The organism is Brevibacillus parabrevis (assembly GCF_003710905.1).
GTDB classification, from domain to species: domain Bacteria; phylum Bacillota; class Bacilli; order Brevibacillales; family Brevibacillaceae; genus Brevibacillus; species Brevibacillus parabrevis.
The window spans coordinates 285739-297401 of record NZ_RHHV01000019.1 but is presented as its reverse complement, the minus strand read 5'-3'; the positions used below and the strand labels follow the sequence as shown (position 1 = coordinate 297401).

At 51.5% G+C, this 11663-nt stretch carries 5 protein-coding genes; 4 read left to right on the top strand and 1 reads right to left on the bottom strand.

Translation table 11 applies throughout. The annotated features are described in order from the left end of the window. Both EDM60_RS25010 and EDM60_RS25000 read left to right on the top strand, forming a co-directional pair. The coding region (locus EDM60_RS25010; RefSeq protein WP_208715246.1) for a chitobiase/beta-hexosaminidase C-terminal domain-containing protein at positions 1–2827 on the top strand (2827 nt) is incomplete at its 5' end. Between the two features lie 315 nt (positions 2828–3142). Then, a complete protein-coding gene (locus EDM60_RS25000; RefSeq protein ID WP_122966359.1) occupies positions 3143–4015 on the top strand; it encodes a class I SAM-dependent methyltransferase in 873 nt (290 codons plus the stop codon). Positions 4016–4103: 88 nt separating this feature from the next. On the opposite strand, the gene EDM60_RS24995 is transcribed toward EDM60_RS25000, so the two are convergent. After that, entirely contained in the window at positions 4104–4619 is a 516-nt protein-coding gene (locus EDM60_RS24995; protein ID WP_229049817.1) for a DoxX family membrane protein, read from the bottom strand. A gap of 323 nt (positions 4620–4942) precedes the next feature. Between EDM60_RS24995 and EDM60_RS24990 the strand changes: the two genes are divergently transcribed. Continuing rightward, positions 4943–10351, top strand: a complete 5409-nt coding sequence (locus tag EDM60_RS24990) for an Ig-like domain-containing protein (RefSeq protein WP_167470377.1) — start codon at positions 4943–4945, stop codon at positions 10349–10351. A 354-nt stretch (positions 10352–10705) separates the two neighbouring features. After that, complete coding sequence (gene nikB / locus EDM60_RS24985) at positions 10706–11644, top strand: nickel ABC transporter permease (protein ID WP_122966356.1); 939 nt, start codon at positions 10706–10708, stop codon at positions 11642–11644. Positions 11645–11663: the final 19 nt, after the last annotated feature.

Sequence of the window (11663 nt, the reverse complement as noted above, 5' to 3'; positions counted from 1 at the left end):
GCAACCGCAAGTAGCGACACCGACAGCAGCGCCAAGCGGAGGGGCAGTCCCATCAGGAACGATGGTCGCGTTGAGTACAACCACACCAGGAGCGACGATCTACTACACGACAGACGGCAACACGCCAACAACAAGCAGCAATGTGTACAACAACTCAGCCATTCCGGTCAACAGTGCGATGACCATCAAAGCAATTGCCGTGAAAGCAGGCATGACGGACAGCACAGTAATGAGCGAAAGCTATACCATAACCCCGTTGCCGCAACCGCAAGTAGCGACGCCAACGGCAGCACCAGGCAGTGGAGTAGTCACACCGGGAACACCTGTCACCCTGAAAACTACCACACCGGGAGCGACCATCTATTACACAACAGACGGCAGCACACCGACAGCAAGCAGCGACGTTTACAGCACAGCAATTCCTGTAAACAGCGCACTCACGATCAAAGCCATGGCAACAAAGTCAGGCATGACAGACAGCTCGGTCATGACAGAATCTTACTCCATCTACGTACCAAGCATCGTGGTGACCAATGTCAAACCGGCTCCGGCGATAACTGGCTTGCCAAACGGCACGGCGAAAACAGCCTCCGCGCTAGGCTTGCCTTCGCAGGTAGAAGTGACGTTGAATAGCGGTGCAACGATCGAAGTAGATGTGGACTGGATGGTAGCGGATGCCTCATACGATCCTGACAGCAAAGAAAAGCAGACGTTTACCGTTCAAGGCAACCTGGTTCATCTGCCAGGCGGCATTACCAACCCGCAAAACTTGACAGCCAGCATTCAGGTGACCGTTTTAGCAGACTCGGCAAAAGAAACCGATATTGTCCGCGTGGCTGAACTGGCGCCAATCACGGGCCTTTCCAATGGGACGCCGAAAACGGCAGAAGCGTTGGGACTGCCTGAGCGGGTCGAAGTGACGCTCGATGACGACAGCAAGCTTTCTGTCAGCGTCGATTGGGCTGTCTCTGAAGCTGATTACGATCCCGAAAGCAAGGAAAGTCAAAGCTTTACCGTAACAGGAGAATTGGTGAAGCTGCCAAAAGGGGTAACCAACAGCAAAGATCTCACAGCCAGCATTCAGGTGCGAGTCCGTGCTGAAAATGAGCAGGTCCGCAAAATCGTCAAAGTCCGAAACCCGGAAGCGATCGATGATGTAAAAAACGGCACAAGAAAAACAGCCTCTGCTTTGGGACTCCCCGAAGAGGTCAGGGTAACGTTGGATGACGATAGCACACTTGAAGTCGAAGTCCGCTGGGATGTCGACAGCGCCGACTATGATCCTGACAGCGAGGAAAAGCAGCGTTTCACCGTGGAAGGGATTTTGGTCAACCTGCCGGATGATGTAGAAAATCCGGAGCGTTTGGGGGCCAGCGTCAAAGTGACGGTCAGGGCAGCGACGCGGGACAGAGAGCGTGACGATGACAAAAAAGATAAAGAGGAGCGGCGCAAGCAGCCGGAAACAACTCCACAGGACCAGACGCGAACTGTCAAAGTCGAGGCAGGTAACGAAGGAATTGTGTTCGAGCCGCTTGAAATCGTACGCACTACCACCTCCAAAAACAAAAAAGCAGACGAAGTCGTCTTGCATCAGGAAACAGCCAAAGCCATTTTGCAAAGAGCAGAGCAAAACAAAAAAGACATCATTCGAATTGCGATTGATGATCTACCGGGCAGTCCGGCTGATGAAATCTTGGTAACAGTGCCGACAAATGCCCTTGAGCTGATCAAGCAGCAGCGGGTTGCGCTTGAGATTCGCACAAAAGATGTCGTCATTACCATTCCAAGAGAAACTTTGGCGATGTTGTCAGACAAGCTGTATTTCCGAATTGTACCGATTACCAATTCACAAGACAAAAAAGAGATAGCACAGCAAGCGATTGACGACGAGATCGTCCAGCGAGCAACGGGTGGACAGCAAGTACAAGTCGTGGGCAAGCCGATGACTATTGAAACCAACTACAGCAACCACCGAACGCGTGTCACTTTCCCGTTGGAGGATGTCGAGCTGCCGAAAAATCAGGATGATTTGCAGGTTTTCCTCTCTACGCTTGCCGTTTTTGTAGAGCATGCGGACGATGAGAAGGAGCTGAAGACAGGAACCATTCGTTACGACGAAAACGGAAAGCCTGTCGGTATCGAGATTGAAATCAGCAAGTTCAGCACGTTCACGATTCTCTCCTTGAAAGGCAAACAGTTGTATGTAGAACATCCGGCGTATATGGTCGGCTACCCGAACGGGACATTCCAGCCAAACCGAATCTTGACTCGTGCGGAAATGGCTGCGATGTTAGCGTCTTTCCTGCAAGAGACAGGTCAATCTGTTCCACAAGAGAACGGCGTATTTGCAGATGTAAAAGCTGGCCACTGGGCTGCAGCATCGATTCAAAAGGTGCGCGATGCCGGATTGATGAGTGGAGACGCCAATGGTTTGTTCCATCCCGAGGCAATTGTGACACGCGCGCAAATGGCAAGTATTATCGCCAAGTGGAAAAACTTGTATACGGCCAAAAGGGATCTGCCTTTTGCAGATGTACAAGGTCATTGGGCCGTATGGCAGGTTGCCGCTGTTGTCGAGCAAGGCATCATGAAAGGATATGTCGATGGATTATTCCATCCAGATCAGGGACTGACTCGTGCGGAAGCAACGGCTCTGTTCAATCGCGTAACGGGCAGGGGACCGCTTGAAGGCATGACGAAGATGATCTGGAAAGACGTTCCACAGACGCATTGGGCTTTTGCTGAGATTGCGGAGGCCACCATGCCACATGCCGCATACCAGACCGCAGACGGCACGGAGCAACTCGCAGATACAAGCGAGAAGTAAACGGGACGTTTGGACAATGTAACGAGAAACGAGAAACGAGAAATGGGGCTGCCCTTAGTGGGAAGCCCCATTTTTTGGGAGAGGACGGATGATTCAGCAAAGCTGTTTCATGAACGTAGCCCTAACGCCCAGCACGATCACCTGCTTTTTACAGCGACAAAACGGAAAAATGTCAACAAACAGACAAATAAGATATCTTGACATAAAAATATTTTTATGGTATAATTTAGTATTTGAAACATTGATTATATTTCCGTCCCTGCTATACTCCTCCTTGAAGCATACAAACCTGATTGGCAAAAGGGAGGATGTCTGATGAAAGAAAACCAGATAAGCCTGACTGCAATCATCTCTGCCTACATTCGCGGTTACCACGCCATGAACGAGACTCCTAAAATTTTTGACGATTTTCTGGCTCTGGCTCTGATCCCGGAGGAACGCCGTACACTTATCGAGCAAGGCTTCGCGAGCGGTCCCACATCAGGAGCGGGCGCCGGGGAAATGACTACGCTGCCTGCCCTGCTGCAAGCAATGGGCTTGCCTCAGGTGGTCAGCCGGGCACGGTATACAGAGGAGATTTTGGAGCAGGCTGTAGAGCAAGGAGCAGAGCAGTACGTGATCCTGGGTGCAGGGCTGGACACGTTTGCTTTCCGGCGTCCAGAACTGCTGGAGAAGCTTCACTTGTTCGAAGTCGATCATCCGGCGACGCAAGCTTTCAAACAGGAACGGCTGGCTGAACTGGGGTGGGAGATGTCTCCTCAGCTGCATTTCGTTCCGGTGAATTTCGCCAAAGAAAGCCTGGCAGAAGCGCTTCGCCGTACAGCATATGATCCGCAAAAGAAGACGGTTGTTAGCTGGCTTGGGGTCACGATGTACCTGTCACGAGACGAAGTGCTTGCGACACTGGGCTCCATAGCCGAGATGACACCTGCGGGCAGCTCGGTCATTTTTGACTACTTTACTCCCATAAATACAGAGCTGATTATGCAGGCTGAATTGCGAAAAATCGGCGAGCCGTTCCAGACGAGCTTCGACCCGGAGGAGCTTGCACGCGATCTTTCCCGCCTCGGTTTTTCCCTCCACGAGCATGCCAGTCCAGCAGTGATCCAGCAGCGCTATTTCCAGGGACAGACCGATTATTACGCCAGTGAGCACGTGCATTTTGGCTGGTTCACGACGACGAGATAGCATATCAAGCATGACTGAATAGCCCCGTTCTTGCCTAGAGCAGATGCCTAGGACAGAGCGGGGCTTTTTTGTGCCTTAAGCTTCGAGATTATGGATGATGAGACAGGAAAAGCGCGGGGTCTTTTTCGCGTTCAGATGGTGCCCGGCCAAAAGCCCGATCGAGGCTGTACGCATACGTGTAGCTTCGGCACAGCAACAAACCGAAGGCGCTAGTGTAGAGCACGAGACTGGTCAGATTCATATTTCCTGACAAAATAAAGTTGATATGCATGAACAGACAAAAGAGAATATCTTGTTTGATAAACAAACCGACCATTAACAAGATGCCGATGGCAATCTGAACGACCGGAATGACGTAGTTGAGAAACATGACGTGATTCAGGGCAATTTCATTGATAAAAACTTTGTAAAAATCGGGCGTTTGCGGTTTTTGTGCGGCCTGAACCAGATAGTCGTGAAGAAATATGCCTGGCTTGGAGTACCAGGATTTTTCCGTAATTTTGGTCAACCCGGCCAAAAACCAGCCTACTCCGAATAAAATACGCATCAATAGAACGAGATACGGAAACGCGTACAGCTTGAACAGCGCTGCTGACTGCTTCAAAAAAATCACCCCGGCATGAATTTGAAAAAATTGCCGTAGTTGAAAAGTATTATCATTCACGCGGGACATCCAAATTTTTATACAAGGTCAATATATTTGTCAAGAAAGATTTTTCGAAAGCAAAAAATTTACATGTAAAATATTTCTTGACGGATGTTGAGGACAGGAGCATAATGATTCATGCCTGTAGTTGAGAAGGATTATCATTTTCAGTAAATGACAGGGATACGCGCTGCGAGCCCTGTTTTTTTGCGGCATTATTGATAATGATTATCGTTATATGTTCACTCTTGATCATTATTTATGAAAAAGGAGCAATAGAAATGAAAAAGAAAACGATTTGTCACGTGGCGATCTCGACAGGCTTCCTCCTGTCGGCAGTTGCGCCACTGTCACCAGTAACTGCGTTTGGCATGTCGAAGAGTGCCCAGACGTATGCAAGTGCTGTAGAGTCTCACGTTGCGCCCAGTTCCAGTGAGAAGCCGTTCGCGATTGCTTCTGCGTCAGCGGTAAACGGTCTGATCAAGGTTGCATTCACGGGCAAACAGGAGAAAAAACCTGTGCAAGGCGATTTCAGTCTGGCGCTGGACGTGAACGGCAAACGGCAAAAAACAGTGAAGGTAACCAAATTTGCCTGGGATGAGCAGACATCCACTGCGCTGATCTCCTTCAGTCCGCTTGCTTTTTCCACGAAGGAACAAAAAGTAGATATCGCTATTTCCTACAAAGGCAATGAATCCGTGACAACCAGCTATGAGCTGGCCCGCAGGCAAGAGCGCATGGAGAGTTTGTCTGTCGAGTACATCGGGGCAGACGCCGAACTGGCACTTGGAACCGAAGATGACCGCATGTCTTTGGTGGCTGTTGCCAGAGATAAAGCTGGCCGACAAGTGAAAGATCCGTCTGTTGTCTGGAAATCGGGCAACGAGAAGATCGCTGTCGTTGACAGAAAAGGAAATGTGCGCGCGGTAGGTGTGGGAACGGTAAATATTACAGCGACATCCGGCAAGAAAACCGCTTCGCTCAAGCTGGAGGTAACGCCGGGGGATGCATTGGTGACGAATTTGGAAGCAGCCAATGGATTTGTCTCCATGAAAGTGCATGATGCTGCTGACGGCATGCCATCTGCCGATGATTTTACGCTTGCGACCACCATTAACAAGAAACAGAAAAATGTGTCCGTCTCCCGTGTAGACTGGAACGAGGAAACACAGACCGCTACGCTAGTATTCGAGCCGATTGAACCTGCCAAAAGAGATCAGGAAGTAGGTATGGCTGTAACCTATAAAGATTACGAGGCCAGCGCGAAGCCATTTACGGTGGCAAGAACAGGCACGAAGCCGCAAAAAGTAGAAATCATGCACTTTGGCCACGACGCGATTTTGCATGACAGTGATGCCGAGGATCGCTCCCTTGCGTTGTGGGCTGTGGCAACCGATCGTTCGGGTCGGGTTGTGAGCGGAAACGACGTGAACTGGAAAATCGCGGACGACGCGGTAGCGACGATTAGCGAAAACGGTGTCGTTACAGCGAAGGCAGCCGGAACAACGGAAGTCACGGCGACGATCGCGGGAGTCTCTGCTGCGTTCGCGATTGAAGTGAGCGCAGGAAAAAGACCGCAGCTGGTGCTGGGCCAATCTCGCGTGACAGAGTCCGCGTCCAATGACGGGCAAATTGCTGAACAGTTGGAAGTAACATTGACAGCTGGAACGTTTGCACAAGATATTGCAAACGAAGATGTGACGGTAGCGAAGCTCCCTGCTGGCTTGAAAGCGAATGTTGTCCGCGTAGATGACCAGAAGCTGCGCATCAGCTTCACGGGAAAAGCAGAGCGACACACAGCTGGCGATAGCGTTTCCCAGCTCAAAGTAACCGTAGCGAAAGAAAAAGTGAGCGGCGCGTCCCGTGATTTGACTACCGATTCGTTTGCAGTTCAATTTTTGGATGCGGTCATTTCGCCAACGACTCCGACTACGCCAACCATCCCGGTTGATCCGAACAGCGAGCTTGCGCCAAACAAAGCCGCAGGCACATTCAACAAATCGTTCCAGCTTTCCAGCCTCGGTTCATATGGGCCTAACAGCGGTTTGACTACAGTGAACGGAAACATTGGCATCAGCACGAACGCAGCAGGCACCATTACTCTGCAAAATCTCGATATTCGCGGAACGGGCGGAAGCAACGGCAGTCTGGTTGTTGATGCGAAGAATGCTACGGTCATTTTGCAAAACGTCAAAGTAAACGGCGTGCAAGTGCAAAACGTTGCGGTGGGAACGCTCGATGTACGAGGAGCCGGAAGCGTGATCCAGCAAATCACGATTACGGACCCGGATGGCGGCAGCGTGAAAGTGGACCCGAACTCTTCCGTTCAGCGACTGGAAATCATGTCCGGTTCCACGCAGCAACCGATCAAGCTGCAAGGAACGATCGCAGGGGATGTTGTGGTCAATGGCAACTCGTTTGTCCAGCTCGATACTGGGGCGAAAGTCGGCAAGCTGGAAGTTGGAAGCACGGTAACAGATGCCAAGCTGGACATTCGCGGCGCATTGGGAGAGCTGAGTCTGGGTACAAGCAGCCTGACATTTGCAAACCAAGACGCAAATGAACTGCTGGCACTCATCGAAAAACTGACGGCAACACCGAATGTCGATCTGGGAAGCATCCAAATGGGAGCGCACTCCCTGAACGATCTGAAAGCAGCCTTGGACAAGCTCGCTCTGGTGAAAACGGCAGTCGAAGCATACGAATCGCTCGCACTCGCTACCGCGGAAGACATTCAGAAGGCGGTTCAGGATGGCGGACAGGCAGCGCAAGCGGCACTGGATGCAGCGAAGCAAACAATGGCGCAAGCCACAACCATTGCCGAGTGGCAAGCTCGCATTGATGCGCAAACAGCAAAAATTGATGCAGCTTCCAAAGGACAGCCAGTACCGAACACGGATAAAACGATCGTTAGCGTACCAGAGGTTGCGGAAAAATCGTACGAAAACCACACCCCTGCCTATAACTTCGAGCTTCCGAGCTGGGTAGAAGTGACCTTGAGCGATGGAACAAAAGCAGAATTGTATGTGCGTTGGGACTTTAGCGCGTACGATCCTGATTTGTCCAGCAAACAGACCTTTACAGCCGTAGGTACACTGCGAGGAAGTTCTTGGAGCGCAGAGCTGCCAACAGGTGTGAAAAACGCGCAAAACCTCAAAGCACAGGCGAAAATCACGGTTGAGGGTGCGATGCAAGTCATGAGCGTAGCTTCCGTGCCGATGAAGACGAACGTTGAAAACGGAACTAACTTCTATCAGCTTGGTCTTCCGAATGAAGTAACGGTTACGCTCAGTGATAACAGTACCCAAAACGTGGGTGTTACATGGCAGCAAGGCGATTATGATCCACAAAATCTGGCAGCCCATGTTGTCACGATCAAAGGCCGTCTGGGAGATCGCTACGGATTGCCGCGCGGGATCAAGAACGACCAAAATGTCGAGGCGGAAATCCAAATTTCTGTCAATGCCGCACGGGAAATCGAAAGCATTACGCCAGTCCAACTCACAGGTGTACTGAGCGGAACGGCGAAAACGGCAAAAGCATTGGGCTTGCCGGAAACCGTTGAAGTCGTGTTGTCCGGGGGCAAAAAAGTAGCAGTGCCTGTTCAGTGGGACGTAGCAAGCACAACCTATGATCCTGCCAAAGCAACAGCGCAGACATTCGAGGTCGAAGGCAACCTGACGAACATTCCGGATGGAATTGTTCCAGGCAGCACACTGAAAGCGAAGGCTACCGTTGCGACTGGAGATGCCGTGCCGATTACCAATGTAGCGACTGTAACTGTTGCGAATGTACCGGGCGGAATCAGCAAAACGTATTTGGCCGCTTACTTGCCGAAACAGGTGGATGTAACTTTGCAGGACGGCAAAAACGCGAAAGTAGACGTAACATGGGATGTAGCGGGATCGACCTACAATGATTCCGATGAGCAAGAACAATCGGTAGTCGTGACAGGTACGCTGGTAAACCTACCGCCAGGAGTAGCGGAGAACAATCAGACTGCGACGGCAAATGTTACGGTTCAAGCAGTTCGTTATGTAGAGAGTGTCGATTCCGTTTCCATCAGCGGCATTGCCAACGGGACGAACGCAACAGAAAAAGGCTTCAATCTGCCGACACATGTAACGGTAAACCTGACGGACAACAGCACGATTCAGGCTGACGTGAAGTGGGATTTGCAATCGGTCAATTACCAAAAACAAGATAAAAATGCACAAAATGTAACGGTAACAGGCAGTCTTTTGAACTTGCCGACAGGGGTCAAGGCAAATCAGTCTGTGCATGTTGAAGCAACGGTTCATGTAGACGCAGAGGTTGCACTTGCGGACAGCACAGGGGTGGTTCTGTCAGATGTGGTGACCAGACAGGAAGGAGAGGCGACAACGGAAGTTCTCGGAGAATACTTCCTGCCGCTTTCCGGTACGGTTACAGGAGCAAACGGACAGCCGATCAACGGCCCGGGAACCGCACTGCTCGTACTGAACATGTCGATCAACGGAACGGATGTAAACACGATTGATTACTTGAATCGCAAACTACCTTTGAACATGAAGCTGTATGTCGGATGGGATACAGAGCAAATGCTTTCGGAAGTAGCATCCGTGTTGACAGCAGCGCTTAAACATCACCCGGAAGGAAACAACTACCAAGTAATCATGTCTTCTGATCCGGCGGGAATCATCATCAAGCAAATGCCAGGCGCTGGCGATGAAGCGACTGTGCTGATGAGCGTGGTGGAAAATGGCTCCGGCTCGGCTGTAGAAGGCTTGACGTGGGGGTCGTTCACCACAGTAAGAGAAGGGCATTACGGGCATAAGGGCGAAAATGCGATCTTCCGGGTTAGAGTGACCACAGGAGCTGCCGTTACAGGGAAGGCCATCCTGCACGTTGCGGACGGCCAAGTTGATAAAAAACTTGCCGTTGCCGTACAGGCAAACGACAGCGCCGAACAGGTGGCGGAAAAAATCAGACAGGCAGTCGCTGACGATTTCGAATTGAACAGCATCTATCATGTCGCGATTTCCGCAAATTCGCTGATGTTCGAAGCGAAAGAAGCGGGCGAGAAGCATCTGGCCGTAACGGTGGAAAACGCCGGAACGCCGACCAACCCGGGCACGCCGACTGATCCAGGCACGCCAACCGATCCGGGAACCCCGACTGATCCAGGCACACCGACTGATCCGGGCACGCCGACTGATCCGGGCACGCCGACTGATCCGGGCACGCCGACCGATCCAGGCACGCCGACTGATCCGGGAACGCCGACTGATCCGGGAACGCCGACTGATCCGGGAACGCCGACTGATCCAGGTACGCCGACTGATCCGGGAACGCCAACCGATCCAGGTACACCAACCGATCCGGGAACATCGACCACCCCTTTGCCAGAGCTTGGTGCCCATTTGGAAGCTTCGTCAGATGAGTACTTCTCCAAAGTTGTTCTGCCTTCCGCAATTGATTTTAACAACGTGCGCTACTTGAACACGATGTCGGACAGACAGCCAACTGATAAGTACAAAGCTGGCGATGCCGTTCCAGATGATGCGAAACAACTGCACGAGTCAGGGGAGTTCCGCGGAGTGCCCGGCATGTGGTTCATTTTGTTCGAGGTTGACGCGAACAATAAGATCGTGAAATACCAAGAAATTTTGATAAAAGACGAAGACGTGAACTTGCCGAATTGGGACTAATCACGCATAAAAACCCGCTTTCTGCCATGCAGGAGAAAGCGGGTTTTCTCTTTTTTTGCCTGAAGATGAAAAAGCTGATTGGCAATACTTGTCCGCCCACAGGCTGCCCGCCTAGTTCCCACCACTATCAGAAAGAATCAAAATCACATATTGAACTTTCTATCAATTTAGAATAGACTGATACTCAAACGAATAGCGACTATATAACGACAAATGTCGCTGAAAAACAAACAGGGAGGGGCGGAACGTGTCGATCACCAGAATGCATGGCAAAAAAGTCGGGCTTGGCTCACTGCTTGCCGGCAAGCAAAACGGCAGTTATCTCATCTATCTTTGCAACCAGGTGCCTGCCTCATGACGCAATTTATTCTCAAACGATTGATGTCTGGCGTCGTCGTTCTTTTTGGACTTTCGGTGTTTACCTTCATGCTCATCCATTTCATCCCGGGCGATCCGGTGCGAATTATGCTTGGACAGCGGGCGACAGTGGAGCAAATCGAAGCCTTGCGCGAAGAGCTTGGGCTGAACAAGCCGCTCGTCTCCCAGTATGTCAGCTATGCATCCGGCTTGATTCAAGGAGACTTGGGCACTTCGCTCAAAACGGGCAGGCCGGTCAGTACCGAGATCGCCGAACGCTTTCCGGCAACGGCGAAAATGGCAGTGGCAAGCCTGGGCGTTGCCGTGATCGTCGGAGTGGGGCTGGGTGTGATTGCCGCGAGATTTAAGGACACGTTTATCGACGGGATGATCATGATGTTTTCCACCTTGGGCATGGCGTTGCCCGGTTTTTGGCTGGGGTTGCTCGTCATCCTCGTCTTCTCGGTGCATTTGGGCTGGTTTCCGATTGCGGGCGGAACCGGATTGCTGGATATCGTGCTGCCTGCCCTCACGCTCGGCACCTTGATGGCGACAGCACTCAGCAGGCTTACTCGCGCGGGGATGGTAGAAATTTTGTCCAACGACTACATCCGAACCGCCCGGGCAAAAGGCATGGGGGAACGAATCATTTTGCTCCGCCACGCTTTTCGCAATGTGATGATCCCGATTGTCGCCGTCATTGGCCTGGAGTTTGCGGGCCTGTTGGGTGGAGCCGTCATCGTGGAGCAAGTTTTCAATTGGCCGGGAATCGGCACTCTGGCCATCCAGGCGATCAGCTCCCGGGACTTTCCGATGATCCAGGGAACGACATTGTTCATCGGAGCGATTTACGTCGTTGTCGTGATTGTAATTGACGTCTTGTACGCTCTGCTCGATCCCCGGATCAATTTTTCCGCCAAAAGGGAGGGTGCATGACATGAGCGAGATCAACAAG

Bases quoted from the DNA above. Each gene is read 5' to 3' on its own strand.
- EDM60_RS25000 (WP_122966359.1), top strand. From the start codon at position 3,143: ATGAAAGAAAACCAGATAAGCCTGACTGCAATCATCTCTGCCTACATT.
- EDM60_RS24990 (WP_167470377.1), top strand. From the start codon at position 4,943: ATGAAAAAGAAAACGATTTGTCACGTGGCGATCTCGACAGGCTTCCTC.
- nikB (WP_122966356.1), top strand. From the start codon at position 10,706: ATGACGCAATTTATTCTCAAACGATTGATGTCTGGCGTCGTCGTTCTT.